We start from the raw sequence: 20,326 nt of genomic DNA, 5'->3' as shown, positions 1-20,326 counted from the left end.
CAAAAAAATACCCCTATAATTCAACGTAAATTCAGCAAATATCTTTAGTCACACACAAATAGCAACTCACCAGATAAGGAGGAAGTCGCTATGGCTCAAAAGCATATCGCAACCGTTCACCCGCTGCCGTCCAGTGTCCTCCACAATAGTGTTGAGGTGAGAAGCCAGTACACCCGTGCAGCCGCTAAAATGGCAACACAGTTTGTAAGCCGGAAATTGCGCTCATTCAACCGCAAGACTGCAGCAGTAACAGATGTCGCTCAGGTTCAGGGCGGCCACTGATTGAAGCCACACTGAATACGCCGACCATTCTCAAGGAATCTGTCGGCGTTTCGACCGCCAGGTTCAAAACTCCCAGATCACCTTCTTGTTCTGCTCAAACCACTGGTCCATCCTGCGACTGTAAACATCCTCTATTACATTCCGCTTGATCTTCATGGTGGGCGTCAGCATTCCGTTTTCCACGGACCAGGGCTCCTTGACCACAACCACGAATGCGATTTTCTCGTGGGCTTCACAACTCTGGTTTACCGCCTTCAGTTCGTCTTCCAGCTCCTGCTCCAGCTCATCCCGCTCCATGCCGGTTGCAAGCGCCTCCCGTATATCCTCGGAGAGCAGCAGCATCAAACAGGGCTGGGGCTGGTTGGCGCCGGCCACGCAGACAACTTCAACTGATGGATGATTGAACCGGTTTTCAATGGGCACCGGCACCACATATTTGCCTTTTGAGGTTTTGAACAGGTCTTTTACCCTGCCGGTAATCGTCAGATAACCGTCAGAATTTATCTCACCCATGTCTCCGGTTTTCAGAAAACCGTCATCGGTAACATCTTCACGGGTTTTCTCTTCGTTACGATAGTACCCCAGCATCATACCGGGGCTTCTGACCTGTAACTCACCGCCTTCACCAATACGATGCTCCACGCCGGGGTTTGTCACGCCCACATAACCAATCCGGGCCTGCCCGGGCCGGCTGGCATGGGAGTAACCGAAGTTCTCCGTCATACCGTAAACCTCCAGCAATTCCAGCCCGAGACTCCGGTACCAGGTGATAATCTCTTCCGACAAGGGCGCCGCACCCGTTAGGGCGGCCCGGCAGTGGTCCAGCCCCAGTTGCCTGAGCACTTTCTTTTTCACCATTGAACGCACTAGCGGAATGCTGAACAGCAATCTCTGTTTTTTGGGCGGCAATTTGGCATTAACCCCAAGGTAGAACTTCATCCACAGGCGGGGAACCGAGAAAAACAGGGTTGGCCGGGCACGCTGCAGGTCCTGCTGAAAGGTCTCCAGGGTATTGGCGAAGTAAACGTGGAAGCCGAAGTACAATGATTGGGTTTCAACCGCCGCGCGCTCGGCAACGTGGGCCAGGGGCAGGTATGACAACATGCGGTCGCCTGAAGTGGCAGTAAACATCTGCTGTAAACCGTCCGCAACCGACATCATGGCCCGAAAACTGTGCATCACACCCTTGGGCCGCCCCGTACTGCCCGAGGTATAGGCTATGGTAGCCAGGGCATCAGGGTCCGGTAGCTCCGGCGTTGCCGGCTCATATTCTGCAATGACATCCAGCCATTTGGGCGTGTCGTTTCTGGGGGACATAGGCAGGGAAATAATGGGAAGATCTGCAGGAAGACGCCCTTTTATATCGTTCCAGCCATCCGCTGTGCCATCGAGTTTCCCCAGAAACAGTAATTTGGCCTCGCTATGTTCGAGAATGTAGGCAGCCGATTCACCATTGAGTGTGGGATACAAGGGTACAGATACGTGCCCTGCTGCCCAGATAGCAAGATCCGACAGTATCCAGTGCGCGCTGTTCTTGCCCAGAATGGCGATATTGCTGCCCTTGGGCAGCCCAAGGCTTCTGAGATGAGCAGCCATGCGTGAAACCTGGTCTGCAGCCTGCTTCCAGGTTATATCCTCCACCGAACCATCGGGGTACGGCTGAGTCAGGTACGTTTTTCCCGGGTTCTGTTCTGCCCAGTAATACAAACAGTGCAAAGAGGTTTGCCTGCGGGGGTCCACTGCCATTAGAAACTCCTTGTTGTTGTTATCGTCTGTCGGCACTCATTTAACTAAGCACCAGCTAATTCAATACCAGCCAACTCAGCATCAGCCAACATCGGAATCCGGATTCACTTTATTGTAGTATTAACCGGATTTGGCAAGAGCTCAATAGCATTAAACACCCGCTTTATTGGCCAATCCACCCCAAAATTCCAATCCAGCATCCCAAAATCTGAATTTTTTTCGTGACATTAATCAAGATTGATCTAAGGTTATTCATCAAGCGTATCGAATTCCATCACTCATAGGAGACCGCCATGAGACAATCGACTCGCTCTGTCCTTATCTTCCCGGCCTGGGGTTTAATCCTGCTGGGTTCAGCTGCATTCCTCTACACAGCCTTTGCGGGCATGCTGGGTTCCTGAACATCCGGGTCCTGGCGTTATGGAATCATGATATGAGTGGGTGCTGGAAAGCCTCTAACGCCGAAAGCGGGTTTCCAGCACCACCGCGGAGTTGGTCCGCTCGACACCCTCAAGATTACCGATCTCATCCAGCACAGCACTCAACTCTTCCAGAGACTGTGCCTGCACAATCGCGATAAGATCGTACTCACCGCTAACCGAAAACAGTTGTGCTACCTGGCAGATGCCTTCAAGCGCGGTATTGGTTCGCGCCGTCAGCTTCTGTGCCACCTTTATTGATACGTGGGCTTCTACCTGGCTGGAAGAATAATCGCCCCCTAACTGCACCGCATACCCGGCAATCACCCCACTGGCTTCCAGCCGGGCTATCCTGTTTTGCACCGTTGAACGCGAAAGGTTCAAGGCTCTGGCCAGTTCCGTAATGCTGACCCGGGCATTCTGACGCAACAGCATAAGCAGCTTCTGGTCTTTATTTTCAATCATTTTGGCAAATCCTTTCGTTATTCTGAAACGATCATAGCGCATTACGGTCAAACTGCATCTGCAAACTGGCGCAACCTCGCGGCATACTGTTGCGAAACAACATCAGGTTGCAGCCCATGATCATTCGCCCCATTACCCAAAGAGACCTGAATACCCTGGTTCAGATAGCCGAGGAATCCGGCCCGGGGTTTACATCCCTGATGCCCGACAGGGCGGCGCTGGCGCGCAAGATTGCCCACTCCATGGCCAGCTTTGAGCGCAAGGTAACCAGCCCCGGCGATGAGCACTACCTGTTCGTGCTCGAGGATGAAACCACCGGCGACATTCTGGGCACCACCGGCATCGAGGCAAATACGGGGCATACCCGACCGCTTTATCATTTCCGGCGCAATACGGTGGTCCATCATTCCCGGGATCTTGACCTTCGCCAAAGCGTGGAAACCCTCACCCGTTGCAATCACTACACCGGCTACTCTGAAATCTGCTCGCTTTATCTGCGCCCGGAATTCCGCCGTGCCAACGCGGGCAAACTGTTATCCAGAGTGCGTTTCCTGTTTATGGCGCTGCACCCGGAACGCTTTTCAACCAAAATCATCGCGGAGATGCGCGGTGTATGTAACGACGCGGGCCAATCGCCGTTCTGGGACTGGCTGAAGACGCATTTCGTTGATATGGAGTTTAGCCGCGCCACTCACCTGGTCGGCTCTGGCTATACGGATTTCATTGACGAACTGATGCCATCCCACCCTCTCTACACGTGCCTTATGAGCCCGGAGGCGCGGGCGGTTATCAGCCAGGTGCACGAGCACACACGGCCAGCGTTGCGGATACTGGAAGCCGAGGGATTTCAGCATAAAGGCTTCATTGACCTCTTTGATGCAGGGCCAACAGTGGAATGTGCCCTGGCAGATATTAACAGCGTGAAATCCTCCTCTTTATGCAAGGTTAGCGTTGGCCCTGAGACGGGCAAAATAAGCACAGGTAGCAACGGTCGATACGAACATGCCAGTTCTGCACAGAACGGGGCCATGATCGTAACAAACACAGCAACGGTCGATTTTCGGGCAACCGTCATCACCCCGGGCGCATCCTGGTTTCAAAGCTCGGACAAACAGAGCACCCACAACCTGATGATTACTTCCGCCCTGGCGGAGAAACTGCGCATTGCAGACGGGCACCTGGCAACCACTTTGCCGCTAGGCCAGACTATGCCTGCGGCAACCCCAACCCCGGCCACGGAGTCACATTATGCATACTGATCGAAACACCCTGTTCGAGAAGCTCTGGCACAACTATCAGGGGGTCACACCCTCGGCTGCGCAAATCCACCGGATTCTGGGCGCCGAGGAAGGCCACACAATCATTAACGATCATATTGCCCTGCGAACCTTCAACCTTGCCCCTGTGGGCCTGGATGCGCTCGCGGAACATTTTCTTGCGCTGGGATACCGCGAAGGGGGCGAATACCACTTTAAAGGCAAAAAACTCTACGCCAGGCACTACGAGCACGATGACCCGGATGCCCCGAGGGTATTCATCTCAGAACTGCTGACAGAACAGTGCTCAGCGGCGCTGCAACAAACGGTCCAAAAACTGGTAGCAGAGGTAAAGCCGGAGCAGGTTAAGGCAGACAACTTCCTGTACTCCGGCAGGCATTGGGATCTGGATTACACCACCTACCTAAACCTGCTGGAGGAGAGCGAGTATGCGGCCTGGCTGGCGGCGTGGGGCTATCGGGCCAATCACTTTACTGTGAGCGTTAATCACCTGCAAAACTACAAAACCGTCGCCGAAATAAATCAGTTGCTGAAAGACAACGGCTTCACCGTAAATGCCTCCGGCGGGGAAGTGAAAGGCTCGCCCGAGGATCTTCTTGAGCAGTCATCCACCATGGCCGACCGGGTTCCTGTGCAGTTCAGCGACCGGACCATGGCTATCCCCAGCTGCTTTTACGAATTTGCCCTGCGTTACCCGAAACCCGATGGCAGCCTTTATAACGGGTTTGTTGCTGCTTCTGCAGACAAGATTTTCGAGAGCACCCACGCCGGTATGTGAATGCAGGCGTGGCAGGAAAAGGCAGATCCGCAGACACTGCTTACTCGTCGTTACAAAGAGACAACCTTTTACAACGGTGCAATCCGCTTTATTTGTCTATTTTTCAATCATACGTGTATTCCATAGACAGCCGGTCAGATCCAGCCGGGATTTGAACAAAAACAAAAATACGGCGACGGTGCCCAGCCTCCAGCCTTCGCCGGGGAGAAAACATGTCTGCATCCATAAACCATCTCGATGAACGCACCCGGGATTCCGGCGAATTTCTTGAAGACATCATGCCTTCTGCCATCACGCTCGCCATGATGCTGCGCCATAAGAAAATGGCTGCCTGGCTTCGTGCGGAGCTCGATGGCTATCAGGATCATGACGCTGCGCCCCCCTACCGCCGGGATGTACCGGGGCATATCGTGGCAAAGTCCCCGCAATACGGGTGGATTCCGGCACCTGTAAGCCCTCAGCAAACTCTGGAGTTTGCCCACCTTGATCTGCTGGAAGGCACCAAATCACTGGAAAAAATCTGCATTAACAGTAAAAAGGGCGACGGTAACCGGCTGCTGCTGGATGCGGATGATATGGCCATTCTTCAGAAGCAGATAAATCTCAGCGCCGAGTTGGCAATCAACCTGAGCCGCGACGTTTATTCGCGCATTATCCGAACGGTGCGCGGAGCAATTTACCTGTGGACACAGGCTCTCATGGAAAAAGGACTGGAGGGAGAGCATAACCATTACACCGCCGAGGAGCGCGCTCAGGTGGCAGAACTGGATACCCCCGAACACTTCTGGCGCAAGGCCCTGGACGAAGTGGATTCACTGCCCATTCCCGACGTGCGTTCCGCTGGCTTTTTCGAACGAATTTTCGGGCGGGCAAGCTAGTGTTTCTATGATTTAGGCTAAACTGACTCCCTGTTCCCGAACAACTCTGTTTCGTTCAATGCAACAAGGAGTGACTATGAAGCCTGTGGTCGCGCTTATTATCGCCTGCCTTCTCACTCTGGCGGGCTGCCAGTCGTTGCCGGACAAAGAGCCGGTTAATGAACAAGGCAACGGAAATCTGCCGGTTGACGGCAACAACGGAGACAGTAACAAAGTCCTCCTCAGTTCCCAGCACTGTCTGAATGAATATCTGCGTGAAGAGGGCAGAGTTCACTATGGCCCCTGCCTCAAAATCATCACGGTAAACGGTGATGCACCACAGATTCGCCCGGACGGGTTTATAGCGCTCCCGGTTGCCACTGCTCTGACGCTTGGCACCAGCTGTGTCTACCGCCATGCGGACGGCTCACCTATCCCGGCTACAATGGAAACAACCGAGTTCACCATTGCGCCGCAAACGTTTACCCGACCTGGAATCCGCTGGTACCTGCACGCACACAAACAGGCAAGACAGGTGGTTGGCTGCAAACCCACACTGTCACGCTCGAAAAGCCCGACCCAGGCGACAGATTGAAAGAACTGACTCTGCGCGATGGCCGCACTCTGGCGTATAGCGACCTCGGTCACCCGCAAGGCTACCCGCTGATTTTTGGCCATGGTATGCCGGGATCCCGGCTGCAGGGCCGGTTTTTCCATAATCAGGCACTGCGGCACGGCTTCCGGATTCTCACGCCTGATCGCCCCGGCATAGGCCATTCGGATTACCAGCCGGGGCGCCGTTTGCTGGATTATCCCGGCGATATCGAGCAACTCGCTGATACACTGGGCATCCACCGCTTCAGTCATTTTGGCTGGTCCAGCGGTGGCTCACGTACCCTTGCGTGCTGCTACACACTAAGTGACAGACTGGATCTGGGTGTCTGCCTTTCAGGGTACACACACTTCGCTGAATACAAGGGGCAGCACCGACTGCTGGAAGCAACCCGCTGGCCGGGGCCCGCACTGGCCCGATATAGCCCGGGGCTGGTGAGGCTCGTGGCGGGACTCATAGCCCGCCTTTCCCGGCGCCACCCGGGGCTTTACATGCGTAAAGCCAGGGCGTTCATCAACCAGGCAGATCGCGACCTGCTCAACCGCTTACTACAGGGAGATACCTTCCGGCAAGACCAGATGATTTGTCTGGAAAGCGGCGGCAAGGCAATCGCGACCGATCTGCTCACCGAGCTCGGGAACTGGGGTTTCAGTCTGCAGCAGGTAAATGCTCCTGTTCTGATCTTCCAGGGAGAAGACGATGCGTTTGTGCCGGTAGACTACGCCCGTCATCTTGCGCAACATCTGCCCAATGCCGAATTGACACTGGTGCCCGGTGCCGGCCACCTTTACCCACTGGCCGAAGATTTCCAGGACCGGCTTTTTGAAAACATTCGCCAACATTTAACCGGAAGAACACCACAAAAGGGAACCCGACCTTCATGACTACCGATATCAGTATCGTTTGGCTTGGTGCGCTGGCAAGCCTGCTGGCCGGCCTTGCAACAGGCATTGGTGCCCTGGCGGTATTCTTCATTAGAGATCTCTCAGACCGGTTGCAAGACAGCATGCTGGCAGCCGCTGCAGGCGTGATGCTGGCGGCTTCTTTCTTTTCCCTGCTGCTTCCGGGGCTGGAACACGGTGAAGCCCTGCTGGGCTCAACCTGGGCAGCGGCATTGCTGGTGATTGTCGGCATTCTGTCCGGCGCCGGCGCTTTATACTACATTCACCAGAAGTTGCCCCACGAGCACTTTAACCTCGGGCCGGAAGGGCCCGACGCCTCCCACATCCGCCGCATCTGGCTGTTTATTATTGCAATAACTCTGCATAACTTCCCGGAAGGCATGGCGGTGGGCGTCGGTTTTGCGGGAGGAGATGTACGCAATGGCTATGTGCTGGCGCTGGGTATTGGCATTCAGAATATCCCGGAGGGCCTTGCCGTTGCACTGTCACTGATGGCCATCCGGTATTCCCGTGCCAGGGCATTCACCATTGCCCTGCTGACCGGTCTTGCCGAACCCATCGGCGGGGTATTTGGCGCTGCGATGGTGTGGCTGGCGGAACCAGTTATGCCCTGGACTCTGGGATTTGCCGCCGGGGCCATGCTATTCATTATCAGCAATGAGATTATCCCGGAAACCCACAGGAACAAATACAAAACCCTGTCTACCTTCTCACTGCTGGTGGGTTTTGTTGTGATGATGTTTCTGGACGCCACTTTGGGCTGATAACACGCTAATTCCCTGTTCAGTCTACTGTTCAGGTCATTATGGAGAATCCACCGTGCCCGATAACAAGAAAACACCAGGGCTGTTCGAATTCGACTATATCGTGGTCGGCGCCGGAACAGCCGGCTGCCTGCTTGCCAACCGGCTGAGTAGCAACCCGCAGAACAGGGTGCTGCTGATCGAAGCCGGAGGGCGAGACAACCACCACTGGATTCATATTCCGGTGGGGTACCTCTACTGCATCGACAATCCACGCACCGACTGGTGCTTTCGCACCGAACCGGCACCGGGGCTCAATAATCGATCGCTGATCTACCCCCGTGGAAAAACCCTGGGCGGCTGTTCCAGCATCAACGGCATGCTTTATATACGGGGCCAGGCCAGGGATTACGACCGGTGGGCAGAGATCACCGGCGATGAGGACTGGCGTTGGGACAATTGCCTGCCCGATTTCATGCGCCATGAGGACCACCATAGCCTGGACACCGGCAGCACGGTGGATAACGCCGGCAAGGGTTTCCACGGCCATGGCGGTGAATGGCGGGTGGAGCGCCAGCGTCTGAAATGGCAGGTTCTTGAGGCCTTTGCCGAAGCCGCGGTTGAGGCGGGCCTGCCGCGCACACAGGACTTCAACCGGGGTGATAATGAAGGCGTGGATTATTTTGAGGTGAACCAGCGTGCCGGCTGGCGCTGGAACACTTCCAAAGCCTTTTTGCGAAGTGCCTCGAAACGCCCCAACCTCACGGTTTGGCATTCCACCCACGCACTGGGGCTGCAAATGAACACCGATGGAGACCGGCCGAGGTGTACCGGTGTGCACGTAGCAAATGCCAACACGGGAAAAGAGGCACTCGCGACGGCCCATCGCGAAGTCATTCTCTCAGCGGGCGCAATCGGCTCCCCCCAGCTCTTGCAGTTATCCGGCATAGGGCCGTCCAGCCTGTTACACACACTGGGCATTCCCATGGTCGCGGACTTGCCCGGGGTAGGCGAAAATCTTCAGGATCACCTGCAGATACGGTCTGTATACAAGGTTAACAACACCCTCACCCTGAATACCATGGCTAACTCTTTGTGGGGCAAGGCACGCATTGGTCTGGAATATCTTTTAAAGCGCTCAGGCCCCATGAGCATGGCGCCGTCGCAGCTGTGCGCGTTTACCCGCAGCTCGGATGAATACGACTACCCCAACATCCAGTACCATGTTCAACCCCTGAGCCTGGATGCCTTTGGGCAGCCTTTGCACCCTTTCCCGGCCATTACCGCCAGCGTGTGCAACCTGAACCCCAGCAGCCGCGGCTCGGTAAGGATACGCAGCCGGGATCCCAGGGAGGCGCCGGCGATTGCACCCAATTATCTCAGCACTCCGGAGGACAAAAAGGTGGCGGCAGATTCACTGCGGGTAACACGCCGCATTGCCGGCCAGCCCGCCTTCGCAAAGTACCGGCCCGAGGAGTACAAGCCCGGGCCCGAGTATCAGAGCGACGAAGACCTGAGCCGCCTGGCGGGTGATATCGGCACCACTATTTTTCATCCGGTAGGAACCACCCGTATGGGGCGACCCGACGATGCAATGGCGGTAGTGGATTCCCATTTACGGGTCATAGGCGTAAACGGTTTGCGTGTGGTGGACGCAGGAGTGATGCCCCTGATCACCAGCGGCAATACCAATTCACCAACATTGATGATTGCCGAGAAAGCGGCAGGCTGGATTCTGGCCGGCGCCTAAGCTGTGTGCTCAGCCAGCTTGACGATATCCGGATACTCCCGCACCTGAACCACCTGTTCCGCAGCGGATTGGGAAACCAGGCTGCAGGCCTCGTTAACCATGGCACGGCCAACTGTGGCCGCTTCGATGGCCCGATACTTTTCCAGTGGCCCCAATAGAACCCGGTTGATAAGCGGCATAACCCTGGCACCGGCAGCTTCTCCGAGGCGGTGCTCCGACCGGTCACCCAGCAGCAGGCTGGGATGGTAAATCGACAGGTAAGGGTACCCCAGGCCTTTTATGGCATCCTCCAGTTCGCCTTTTACCCGATTGTAGAAAATGGTCGATGAAGACGACGAACCTATGGCAGACATGAGAATAAACCCACGGGCATTCGCTGCCCGGCCAAGTTCTGCAGCCTTCAGGCAATAGCCGTAGTCCACTTTCCGGAATTGCGCCTGAGAGCCCGCTTTTTTTATGGTGGTGCCCAGGCAGCAGATAATCACATCCACCTCGAAAAGCGCCGCATGATCGCCCATGTGGTCAAAATCCACTTCCTGCTGATGCAGTTTGGAGTGAACCAGTTGCAGGCGTTTGCGCACTGGCACCACAACCTGTTCAACTTCGTCGCGGGCCAGCAGCCCGTTCAGGACAAACCCTCCGGTCAACCCGGTTGCTCCCAGTAACAGTACTTTCATAATGTTCTCGTCGTTCGGCACCGGATTCCATGGTAACAAAACTCAACCAGACTAAGGTTGCTCTTTTTGTCAGCGCAGTCACTTCAGATCTTTCAGGTACTGAAGACCGGAAAGCTGATCCATCTGGCCACGAATCCAGAAAACCCGATCCCGCACATAAGGCGAAGGCGAGGTGACACTCAGCACCTTCGGGTTGGGCAGAACTGCAGCAAGCCGGGCGGACTGGTTAGCCGACAACTGGCGGGCAGAGATACCAAAATAAGCTCTGCTTGCCGCTTCCACACCGTAAATACCAGGGCCAAACTCGGCAATATTCAGATACACCTCAAGAATGCGCTGTTTCGGCCACAGACCATCCATGGCAAGCGCCAGGCCAGCCTCCAGGGTTTTGCGCACAAAGCTGCGACCGTTCCAGAGAAACAGGTTTTTTGCCGTTTGCTGGGTAATGGTACTGGCGCCTCTGAGGCCTTCGCCCGCATGATACTCGGCAAGCGCCTTGCGAATGGCAGCAAAATCAACGCCCCAATGATCGGGAAACCGTTGATCCTCACTGGCCACAACCGCAAGTGGCATCCAGGGTGAAATATCAGAAAAGCCCACCCATTGCTGCTGAATGCTCCCTTCCGGGTTCGCAACGTGATAACCCAGCATAAAAGCCGATGTTGGCGGATTTACATAGCGGAACAGAAGCAGCACGAGAGCCAAAAACACTATAAAAATGAGACATGCCAGAACAACCGCACGCAAACAGCGCCTTACCAGTGATTTCCGCGCCATAGGTGCCCTACTTCAGCTTCGGCTGGCCGCTTTCAGCTGGCCCGGTACGCACCACTGAGGCGCCTATAACCCGGAGACAGTGCTTGCGACACACCACGTGGAGGGGCGTTTTGCCCGCTACATCTCCGTCCACGGTTACAGTTTTTGGCTTTGTTGTATGCACATCACAGCGCCGCCCCTTGAGATGCACAACCGTACTGGTGCGCCTGGGGGATTTGCCATTGAGCTGAACCAGAGCGAAGGTGAGCAACAACTGCAGGAGCGGTCGCGGTTTTACCGCAATAATATCGAGTAGCCCGTCATTGGCTGTTGCCTCCGGAATTTCATTCCCACCACCAAAAAATGCGCCGCTGGATATGGCAATCGACAGCCAGCGCCCGTGCACAACCGCCTGGTCACACTGTATTTTCGCATGAAAGCCCCGCTTGGCATTTGCTCGCCGCAGCAACTCAGCGGCATAACTGAACCGGCCAAGCAGCTTCTTCGCATAACCCTGCGATTCCCTGGCGGGGAGTGTCCCCAGACCAACGTGGGCAACATTCAGAAAAATCCCGTCGCCAAACTCTGCCACATCGACCTGTTGCGTAACGCCTTGTCGAATCAGTTCACACAGGGCCGCAGGATCCGCCGGCAACGCCAGGTTACGGCTAAAATCATTGGCCGTGCCTGAAGGCAGGACTGCCAGCGTTGCATTACGCTCAAGGCATAAACCTGCCCCGGCGCTTACCGAACCATCACCTCCGGCAACCATCACAACGTCGTTTGGCTTTACATGCGTTTTCCAGGCCTGCTCCCTGAAATCGCAACACTGCGGATTTTCAATCCCGGCATTCGCCAGTTTCTCAAGCCAGAACGCCCGACCTCTCTGGCCATCGCCCGCCTCCGGATTAGCAACCAGCCAATAAGTCATAACATGCCTATCTCTGTACCAGCGTCTTTTCCCCGAAAACAATCGCCCCAAGATACCTCAAACACGTCTTTACTGACGTTACGATAAGGACACCAGAGCCATTTCCAATTGCTGGATTGTCAGACTATAGTTAACGACCAAAACTGAATATAACAATCCGGTAGCTGACCATGATTTCTGAAAAGCTGACGCCTGCGCGCTCCAGGGCCCAACTGGCGGCACTCAAACTCATAGTAAAACTGATACCAACTCCAATGCCCCATACCCTTCTGGGCAGGCAATCCCGGCTGCGGCTGGCCGAGCACATGGCCCACTTTGGCTTCAAACGGGTTCTGCTGGTCACTGATGAGGCACTTTTCAATCTGGGCGTTACCGACCCTATCGCCAAACGTCTGAATGAACTGGGCGTTGAAACCGTTGTATACAGCGGCGTGACTCCAGACCCCGGGTTCCTGGTTGTCGAAAATGGCCTGAATGTGCTTGAACAGAACAGCTGCGACGCCTTGCTGGCCGTGGGCGGAGGCTCATCGATTGATGCTGCAAAAGTGATGGCGCTGGCTGCCGCAAACCGGAAAACACCCCGGAAACTGGTTGGGATACTCAAGGCCCGCAAGCGCGCTCTGCCGCTTTTCGTTATTCCCACAACCGCAGGCACCGGTTCGGAAGTCACCATCGGTGCGGTAATATCGGATGAAAACACTCATGTAAAAAACCTGGTAATCGACCCGAAACTGGTGCCCCTGGCCGCAGCTCTGGACCCAGAAATCATGGCCGGCATGCCCCGGTCGGTTACTGCAGATACAGGCATTGACGCCCTCACCCATTGCCTCGAATCCTGGATCAGCGACTTCTCAACGCCGGAGACAGAGTTTTACTCGGGTGCCGGGGTGAAGCTTGTACTGAAATACCTGGAAAAAGCCTGTGAAAACGGCGAGGACTACGAAGCCCGCGACGCCATGGCACTGGCCGCCAATTATGGCGGGCTTGCTCTCAACAAAACGGGGCTGGGTTATGTGCACGCTATTGCACACCAGCTGGGGACACAATACGGCGTGCCCCACGGCAGGGCCAATGCCATCGTTTTGCCACATATTCTCGAGATTAACCGGCATTGTGCGCAGGCGCGCCTGGCGGCACTGGCAAGGTTGTGCGAGCTGGCTTCAGCGGCAGACTCAGATGTGGTCGCAGCCGACACGCTGATTCAAAGGATCAATGAGCTCCTGATGGCTCTTCCCATAGAGCGCAAGGTGGAAGGGATAGATCAAAAGCACTTTGCCGAGATGGCCAGGGCGGCCATGAAAGAGGCCCATGGCACCTATGCGGTACCCAGGTACCTGAATGGCGCCGATATTACCCGAGTGCTGCGGGTGATCAGCACAACCTAGTGCCCCGGTTGCTTCCGGGAAACCACCAGCGCAACACCGGTAATGGAAACAATGCCCCCGGTAATCGCCAGCACGCCCAAACGCTCGTCAAACAGCCAAAAAGCTTCCAGAGCCGTAACGGGGGGTACAAGATAGAAGAGGCTGGCGACCTGGGAGGCCGCACCACGGCGAATCAACCACATCAGCAGGAGTATGGCGCCAATGGAAACCCCCAGCACCAGCCAGGCCATGGAAAGCTTCAACTGCAGGGACCACACCACCTCCCGGGTTTCCAGCATAAATGCACCAGCAGCGAAGAACATTGCCGCGGCTCCGTACTGGATAATGGTGCCGGCCACAAGATCCGCGCCAGTACCATGGCGCTTCTGATACACCGTACCCAGAGAGATACCGGCCAGCGCAAACAACGCCCAGACCAGTGTCCATAGCGGAAAGCCCTCGCCGGGGTTGCCGGCGCCGCCAAACTTCTCCAGCAGAACCAGCGTTACCCCGAGCAGGCCCAGCCCCAACCCCAGCCATTGCCTCCACGAAACCGTTTCTTTTAAAACAAGAACCGCAGCACCGGCAGTGACCAGCGGCTGCAAGCCGACCACAAGAGAGACAATTCCAGAAGGCATTCCCCCCTGAATTGCATAGTAAACACCCCCCAGATAGCATCCGTGAACCAGCAGCCCGGTTATCGCGAGGTGCCCGCATGCCCGCCATCCAGGCCAGCGGGTATTGAACAGCCCGGCAAGGACTGCGAGCAAACCCAGAGTCAGCAGCATCCGGATCAGCAGCAGGGTAAACGGCTCGGCATAAGGCAAGCCGTACTTGGCACCGATAAAACCTGTGCTCCACAGCCAGACGAACAGCGCGGGAACAATAAACGAGTAAAACAGCGATCGCATAAACGGCTGCCGGAGTCAGGTCACCGGGAACTCAGCTGGCGCAGGGAACCAGACCGGGCAGGTAACTATGTAGTGAGTATGGATTGCAATTTTTGGGTCAGCTCCACAGCCTCACTGCCAAGGGGTGTAAGGTAGCCGCCATCATTCTGGGTAATCAGGCCCTTGGCAAAAAGGCGCTCTGCGGCTTGAACAGTCTCGGGAGCCGCATCATGCCGGTGTACTTTTATACCCGCCTGGCCCGAAGAGGACTCAAACTGAGCCAGCAGATTGAGCTCTGCAATATGATCTGAAGAAAATGGCATGGTGTTTCCTGTTTCTGGTTTTGGTGGTCAGATACTTTTGGATTTCTTTTCCTGATCGAGGGTCAGATCCCTCTCGGTTTCATTCCACTGCTCGGAAAATGCCTCGTAGGCATCTGCAAAGCCTTTTTTGGCCCTCTCCCATGCCGACGCCGAACTGGCTTTCAATTCGTTGTACCAGTCCTGTACATGTTCGCGCTGCTCGCGCAGAGATGCCAGGCTGTCCTGGGCGCGCTCCCGCGCTTTGTTGTTCATGCTATTCCAGTTCTCCGCAAGCTCCTTTTCCAGCTCGGCAATGCGCTTGTCGAGGGCTGAGAGCATTTCGTCAATGGCATCCTCGGCCTGGTCTTTTTGATCGGCACTGTACTCCTGCAGTGCCTCACCAAGTTCCCGGGTTTCCTGCTTGAGCTTATCCACCGAGGAGTCTTCGGTTTCGGCGTGGACTGGCAAAGTAGCGGCGCTCAGCGTGGCAAAAAACAGGGCACAGATCAGATGTTTCGGGTTCATAAATTACTCCTGCACTATATTGGTAAAGAGTAGCAGTAGCACCATCATAACAACATCCCGTCTTTCAACTTGCCTTATGAAAACGTAACCAAACGTCAATAAAACCCGCTTACATCAACAAAAACAGACGCTTAAAAAATCCCAAAACAGACAATAACTGTTTGCAGGGGGCTTACAGCAGGCACGGTATTTGTGCATTCCAGCTACCTGTGCCACTTTTAAAGTGAACCCTGACAAGAAGGAACGACTATGCTTTATTGGGCTGTCATTTGTCTCATTATCGCCATCATTGCCGGTGTTCTCGGTTTCGGGGGTATTGCCGGTACGGCTGCAGGTATCGCCAAAGTACTGTTCTTTATCTTTCTCGTTCTGCTGGTAATTTCTCTGGTGGCCAACGCAGTACGCGGACGGGGGCCGAAAATCTAGCGTTCAGGACGCAACCGATCAAGGTTTCGGCCCGGGTACATGCAGTAAACCCGGGCTGTGCTTTCATCCTTCACACCCCTTGCTTGCCCTCCCGGTAACATTTTACCGACAAGACGTAATATCACTTCTACGCGGTAACGCCCTATAATCAGTGCCAGGCCTGTTTCACCCTGACAGGCTGTTATGATGTCTGATTGTTGCGCGTTCCGTGAGTAGCTAATGACAAGCCCCCGACAACTCGCTCTGCCCATACTTACTGCGTTGATCTGGCTTTCCGTACCGGCTGCGGCAGACAGCATCAAGCGCATTGAGCACCCTGATGGCCGGATTGAATTTACCAACGTGAAAAGCAACAACCCCGGGAGGGTGTCCAGCAAAAACGAGACCGTATTCCGTTACAGGGACGACAATGGCATTGTGGCCTACAGCGGAACCCAGCCTTCCGCTGCGGATTTCGAGGTTATCAGCTTCCACTGCTACGCCTGCGACCCGGACTCCCAGGTTGACTGGCGCACAACGCCCCTGTTCTCCGGGCGCTATGAAACAGAGATCAAAGCCGCGGCGCAGGAGCATGATGTTGACCCTGCGCTGGTTCGTGCTGTTATTCATGCCGAATCGGCATTCAACGAAAAGGCGCTGTCCCCGGTGGGTGCGCAGGGGTTAATGCAGCTAATGCCGGGAACGGCGCTGGAAGTGGGGGTCAAGAATGCCATGGTGGCGGCAGACAATATCCGCGGTGGCGTCACTTACCTGGCCAGAATGCTGCAACGCTTCAAAGGCGATACCCGGCTCGCAACCGCAGCCTATAATGCTGGCCCTGGTGCCGTAAGCCGCTACGGCGGCATTCCGCCTTATGCTGAAACAAAGGCTTACGTAGAGCGGGTTGGCATACTCCGCGAGCGCTACGCCAGCAACTGATTCACGAACCGGCCGACCCGTCCCCAGGTCGGCCCGCCCAGACACCTTGCTTATTCGGCTGCCGCGATCAGGCTGGCATTGCCACCCGCAGCAGTGGTGTCAACGCAGAGATGGCGCTCAATAACGAAACGCTGATCAAGCGTATGCTCGGTAACCAGTGGCAAAAGCGCCCCGTCACGCCTGGCCAGAGCCAGCCGGTACTTACGCAGGAGTGACTGCTCGGCACAGCTTACAACTGCCTCAAACCCATTGGCACTCGCCAGTGCTTCCGGATCAAGGTGGCCATCCACCGCCACAATTGGCAGGCCTGCCTGCGCTGCACGGCTCACGGTGCCTTCAACACCCGGTGCAATCACCACCACCTTGTTGCCCTGTGACAACGCCACAGCAGACTGGGCCAGGGCTGTTTCCTTGTCTGGCCCCAGGCAAACAACAACGCCACGAGGGTAGTTGGAAAGCCGGTTAAGCTCGCCGGTTGGTCCCGGCAGTTCTTCAGAGTGGGCATCCAGCGGTTCAGGCACCTTACCGAAAACCGGCTCCAACGCCTCAACCCTGGCTTTCGGCGCAGGCACTGCAAGCTTGCCCAGCTTACCGATCAGCCCTTCCAGCTTCTTGCTATCAATGGTTTTACCGCCTGCTTCCGCCGGGCGCTCAACAGTGGCACCTTTCAGGAAGCGGCGAACGTATTGTGGGCCGCCTGCCTTGGGACCGGTACCGGAAAGACCCTCGCCACCAAAGGGCTGGGAGCCCACGATTGCGCCAATCTGGTTGCGGTTAACATAGGTATTGCCAACCTTGATGCGGCTGGCAATCTGGTCAACACGGTTATCAACCCGGCTGTGGATACCAAACGTCAGGCCATAGCCCTTGGCGTTTACCGCATCAACAACCTTGTCGATGTCCTTGGCTTCGAAAGTTGCCACATGCAGTACCGGCCCAAAAATCTCCTCTTCCATCTCTTCGATCCCGCTCACCCTGAGCACAGCAGGAGAGACAAACAGGCCGGTGTCCGGCACCGGAAGCTTTTTAAGCAAGCGGCCGTCCCGCTCAAACTTGTCGCAGTGATCCACAATCTTCTTGCGGGCGGCCTCATCAATAACCGGCCCCACATCGGTAGACAGGGCCCAGGGATCGCCGATACCCAGCTCTTCCATGGCCCCGTAGAGCATTTCCAGCAGGTGATCGGCTATATCTCTCTGTACATACAGCATGCGCAGGGCCGAACACCGCTGCCCGGCACTCTGGAACGACGACGCCAATACATCACGCACCACCTGCTCCGGCAGGGCCGTGGAATCCACAATCATGGCATTGAGGCCACCGGTTTCCGCCACCAGCGGCGCATCCGGGGCCATGTTTTCCGCCATGACCTTGTTGATGCGCTGGGCCGTTGCGGTAGAGCCGGTAAAGCACACACCGGCGACACGGGAATCAGACGTGAGTGCCGTACCCACAGTCGCACCGGAACCGGGCAGAAGCTGGACTGCGTCTCTGGGAATGCCGGCTTCGTACATCAGCTCAACCGCGCGAACCGCCAACAGCGATGTCTGCTCTGCCGGCTTAGCCACAACAACATTGCCAGCCGCCAGGTTTGCCAGGATCTGCCCCGCGAAAATAGCCAGGGGAAAATTCCAGGGCGAGATACAGCAAATAACGCCCCGCGCCTCTCCGCTGTCTTTATAGCGCACACCTTCGTTGGCGTAGTACTGGGAAAAATCCACAGCCTCCCGAATTTCAGCAATGGCGTCCAGCAGGGATTTGCCGGCTTCACGGGTAGTCAGTGCGAACAACTCGTGGGCGTTCTCTTCCAGCAGATCACCCACCCTGCGAACGCAGGCCGCCCGGTCTTCCGCCGGCAGCGTGGACCAGCTTGTGAAACCTTGCCGGGCAGCGGTAATGGCGGCATCCACATCGGCTTCGTTGGCCTGGGTAATGTACCCCACCAGATCGTCCGGATTGGCCGGGTTTTTCACGTCCAATACTTCTGTACCGGCAATATTTTCCGCAGCGATAAGCGGGCCCCCGGTCCAGGTATGGCTACGGAACGCCCCGCGGCCTTCGTTAATGCGGGCAACCGTAACCGGGTCAGTAATATCCCAACCCCTGGAGTTGCGACGCTGGCTGCCAAACAGGTTCGCAGGGCGCACAATCACTTTGCTGGAAAGGTTTTCACCCAGCTCCTTAACCGTTTCGATGGGATCTTTGGCGATCTCCTCGGGGGTAATGCTGGTGTCCACAATCTGATTGACAAAGGAACTGTTGGCACCGTTCTCGAGCAAGCGGCGCACAAGGTAAGCCAGCAGATCGCTGTGCTTGCCCACGGGCGCATAAATCCTGCAGGGAACACCGCTCTCCCTGAGGACCTGATCGTGCAGCGATTCACCCATACCATGCAGGCGCTGGAACTCATAATTCTCCAGGCCGGCGGTTTTGGCCATTTCAAGGACAGCCGATACGGAATGTGCGTTATGGGTGGCAAACTGTGAGTATATGCGGTCGCTCATACCCACCAGCTTTTTCGCGCATGAAAGGTAGGCAACATCACTGCACGCCTTGCGTGTGAAAACCGGGAAGTCGCTCAGGCCCATTACCTGGGCGCGCTTGATTTCTGCATCCCAGTAAGCACCCTTGACCAGACGGACCATAATCCGGCGATCCAGCTTTTCAGAAAGAGCATATAGCCAGTCAAGTTTTTGGGAGGCGCGCCTGCCAAAAGCCTGTACCACAACACCAAAACCATCCCAGTTTGCCAGGGTCGGGTCAGACAGAATGGCTTCGATAACATCAAGCGAAAGATCGAGTCGGTCCTGTTCCTCGGCATCGATGTTGAAACCCATGTTGGCGGCCGCTGCTTTTTTCGCCAGTTCCAGAGCGCGAGGCATCAGCTCGGCCATGACCCTTTCTTTCTGGCCATACTCATAGCGTGCCAGCAGCGCAGAAAGCTTGACGGAAATGCCGGGGTTTTTGCGCACATCACCTTTGCAGTTTTTGGCAATGTTATCGATAGCATTGGAGTAAGACTCATAATAACGCCGGGCGTCGGCGTCGGTACGCGCGGCCTCGCCAAGCATATCGTAGGAGTAAGTGTACCCCTTCGCCATATAGGCTTTGGCTTCGCTCTGGGCCTCTTCAATATCACGGCCGAGAACAAACTGGCGGCCCATTTCCTTCATGGCCTGGCCGGCAACGGTACGAACAACCGGCTCGCCAAGGCGTTTGACCAGCTTGCGCAGTGTCTCGCCGACTGACTGGCGCTCGGAATCCTTGAGCAGGTTGCTGGTCATCAGCAATGCAACGGTGGTGGAGTTGATAAACGTGGACGAGGCTTTGCCTACGTGGGCTCCCCAGTTACCTGAAGTGATCTTGTCTTCAATCAGCGCGTGAATGGTGGTGTTATCAGGCACCCGAAGCAATGCCTCCGCCAGGCACATCAGCGCTACACCCTCTTTGGTAGTCAGGCCGTATTCCGCAAGGAATTTCTCCATAATGGTGGATTTCGCATTGGCACGGACACTGCGAACCAGATCAGCGGCACGTGCAGAAATCGCTGCACGTTCTGCGCCGGAAAACTGAGCGTCAGCAATCATCTCGTGGATCACTTTGTACTCGTCTTCGAGATAGTAATCGCGAATTGCCTGCCGACTGCTGGCAAGATCGGGAGTCACTGATTGCTGCGATCTCATAGCTGTAACCTCTCAGTTGTTT

20 protein-coding genes are annotated in these 20,326 nt (G+C 55.8%); 11 read left to right on the top strand and 9 right to left on the bottom strand.

The window, feature by feature from the left end:
- The first annotated feature begins 90 nt into the window (after positions 1-90).
- Positions 91-282, top strand: a complete 192-nt coding sequence (locus CDH48_RS01575) for a hypothetical protein (RefSeq protein WP_100686946.1) — start codon at positions 91-93, stop codon at positions 280-282.
- A gap of 63 nt (positions 283-345) precedes the next feature.
- On the opposite strand, the gene CDH48_RS01570 is transcribed toward CDH48_RS01575, so the two are convergent.
- Positions 346-2,028: an AMP-binding protein gene (locus CDH48_RS01570; RefSeq protein WP_100686945.1), complete on the bottom strand. Its 1,683-nt coding sequence runs from the start codon at positions 2,026-2,028 to the stop codon at positions 346-348.
- A gap of 455 nt (positions 2,029-2,483) precedes the next feature.
- Positions 2,484-2,912, bottom strand: coding sequence for an Lrp/AsnC family transcriptional regulator (locus CDH48_RS01565; RefSeq protein ID WP_100686944.1), 429 nt, complete (start codon positions 2,910-2,912; stop codon positions 2,484-2,486).
- 116 nt (positions 2,913-3,028) lie between these two features.
- On the opposite strand from CDH48_RS01565, the gene CDH48_RS01560 reads away from it, so the two are divergent.
- The 7 genes from CDH48_RS01560 to CDH48_RS01530 all read left to right on the top strand — a co-directional run bounded on the left by CDH48_RS01560 (position 3,029) and on the right by CDH48_RS01530 (position 9,832).
- A complete protein-coding gene (locus CDH48_RS01560; RefSeq protein ID WP_100686943.1) occupies positions 3,029-4,171 on the top strand; it encodes an arginine N-succinyltransferase in 1,143 nt (380 codons plus the stop codon).
- Positions 4,161-4,967 (top strand): DUF1338 domain-containing protein, encoded by an 807-nt coding sequence (locus CDH48_RS01555; RefSeq protein ID WP_100686942.1) that lies wholly within the window; start codon positions 4,161-4,163, stop codon positions 4,965-4,967. The genes CDH48_RS01560 and CDH48_RS01555 overlap by 11 nt, the downstream gene beginning before the upstream one ends.
- Before the next feature lie 212 nt (positions 4,968-5,179).
- Positions 5,180-5,845: an AbiTii domain-containing protein gene (locus CDH48_RS01550; RefSeq protein WP_100686941.1), complete on the top strand. Its 666-nt coding sequence runs from the start codon at positions 5,180-5,182 to the stop codon at positions 5,843-5,845.
- Positions 5,846-5,921: 76 nt separating this feature from the next.
- The gene (locus tag CDH48_RS01545; protein ID WP_100686940.1) at positions 5,922-6,419 is read left to right on the top strand and encodes a hypothetical protein; all 498 of its coding nucleotides are present in this window, start codon (positions 5,922-5,924) and stop codon (positions 6,417-6,419) included.
- Positions 6,416-7,321: an alpha/beta fold hydrolase gene (locus tag CDH48_RS01540; protein ID WP_227520875.1), complete on the top strand. Its 906-nt coding sequence runs from the start codon at positions 6,416-6,418 to the stop codon at positions 7,319-7,321. The genes CDH48_RS01545 and CDH48_RS01540 overlap by 4 nt, the downstream gene beginning before the upstream one ends.
- Positions 7,318-8,103, top strand: a complete 786-nt coding sequence (locus CDH48_RS01535; RefSeq protein WP_100686938.1) for a ZIP family metal transporter — start codon at positions 7,318-7,320, stop codon at positions 8,101-8,103. The genes CDH48_RS01540 and CDH48_RS01535 overlap by 4 nt, the downstream gene beginning before the upstream one ends.
- A 55-nt stretch (positions 8,104-8,158) precedes the next feature.
- Positions 8,159-9,832: a GMC family oxidoreductase gene (locus CDH48_RS01530; protein ID WP_100686937.1), complete on the top strand. Its 1,674-nt coding sequence runs from the start codon at positions 8,159-8,161 to the stop codon at positions 9,830-9,832.
- On the opposite strand, the gene CDH48_RS01525 is transcribed toward CDH48_RS01530, so the two are convergent.
- The 3 genes from CDH48_RS01525 to CDH48_RS01515 all read right to left on the bottom strand — a co-directional run bounded on the left by CDH48_RS01525 (position 9,829) and on the right by CDH48_RS01515 (position 12,196).
- Positions 9,829-10,509, bottom strand: a complete 681-nt coding sequence (locus tag CDH48_RS01525; protein ID WP_100687192.1) for a Rossmann-fold NAD(P)-binding domain-containing protein — start codon at positions 10,507-10,509, stop codon at positions 9,829-9,831. The two genes, CDH48_RS01530 and CDH48_RS01525, sit on opposite strands and share 4 nt — an antisense overlap.
- Positions 10,510-10,587: 78 nt before the next feature.
- Positions 10,588-11,286: a monofunctional biosynthetic peptidoglycan transglycosylase gene (gene mtgA, locus CDH48_RS01520; RefSeq protein WP_100686936.1), complete on the bottom strand. Its 699-nt coding sequence runs from the start codon at positions 11,284-11,286 to the stop codon at positions 10,588-10,590.
- A gap of 7 nt (positions 11,287-11,293) precedes the next feature.
- On the bottom strand, positions 11,294-12,196 hold the full coding sequence (locus tag CDH48_RS01515; RefSeq protein WP_100686935.1) for a diacylglycerol/lipid kinase family protein: 903 nt from the start codon (positions 12,194-12,196) through the stop codon (positions 11,294-11,296).
- A 170-nt stretch (positions 12,197-12,366) separates the two neighbouring features.
- Here CDH48_RS01515 and CDH48_RS01510 point away from each other — a divergent pair, with 170 nt between their 5' ends.
- Positions 12,367-13,581 (top strand): iron-containing alcohol dehydrogenase, encoded by a 1,215-nt coding sequence (locus tag CDH48_RS01510; protein WP_100686934.1) that lies wholly within the window; start codon positions 12,367-12,369, stop codon positions 13,579-13,581.
- Here the strand turns inward: CDH48_RS01510 and CDH48_RS01505 are convergent.
- The 3 genes from CDH48_RS01505 to CDH48_RS01495 form a co-directional block, all read right to left on the bottom strand.
- Positions 13,578-14,471, bottom strand: coding sequence for a DMT family transporter (locus CDH48_RS01505; RefSeq protein ID WP_100686933.1), 894 nt, complete (start codon positions 14,469-14,471; stop codon positions 13,578-13,580). The genes CDH48_RS01510 and CDH48_RS01505 overlap by 4 nt on opposite strands.
- A gap of 65 nt (positions 14,472-14,536) precedes the next feature.
- Positions 14,537-14,773, bottom strand: a complete 237-nt coding sequence (locus CDH48_RS01500) for a TIGR02647 family protein (protein WP_100686932.1) — start codon at positions 14,771-14,773, stop codon at positions 14,537-14,539.
- Between the two features lie 27 nt (positions 14,774-14,800).
- Positions 14,801-15,277: a hypothetical protein gene (locus CDH48_RS01495; protein WP_227520874.1), complete on the bottom strand. Its 477-nt coding sequence runs from the start codon at positions 15,275-15,277 to the stop codon at positions 14,801-14,803.
- Positions 15,278-15,526: 249 nt separating this feature from the next.
- Here CDH48_RS01495 and CDH48_RS01490 point away from each other — a divergent pair, with 249 nt between their 5' ends.
- Both CDH48_RS01490 and CDH48_RS01485 read left to right on the top strand, forming a co-directional pair.
- Positions 15,527-15,703, top strand: a complete 177-nt coding sequence (locus CDH48_RS01490; protein ID WP_100686931.1) for a DUF1328 domain-containing protein — start codon at positions 15,527-15,529, stop codon at positions 15,701-15,703.
- A 219-nt stretch (positions 15,704-15,922) separates the two neighbouring features.
- Positions 15,923-16,621 carry a lytic transglycosylase domain-containing protein gene (locus CDH48_RS01485; RefSeq protein ID WP_100686930.1) on the top strand — a complete coding sequence of 233 codons (699 nt, stop codon included), beginning with the start codon at positions 15,923-15,925 and terminating at the stop codon, positions 16,619-16,621.
- A 50-nt stretch (positions 16,622-16,671) separates the two neighbouring features.
- Here CDH48_RS01485 and putA read toward each other — a convergent pair whose 3' ends face one another.
- On the bottom strand, positions 16,672-20,304 hold the full coding sequence (gene putA / locus CDH48_RS01480) for a bifunctional proline dehydrogenase/L-glutamate gamma-semialdehyde dehydrogenase PutA (RefSeq protein WP_100686929.1): 3,633 nt from the start codon (positions 20,302-20,304) through the stop codon (positions 16,672-16,674).
- Between the last annotated feature and the right edge of the window lie 22 nt (positions 20,305-20,326).

Source organism: Marinobacter aromaticivorans, from assembly GCF_002806975.1.
Taxonomy (GTDB): Bacteria; Pseudomonadota; Gammaproteobacteria; order Pseudomonadales; family Oleiphilaceae; genus Marinobacter; species Marinobacter aromaticivorans.
This window is presented reverse-complemented; position numbering and strand designations above follow the sequence as displayed.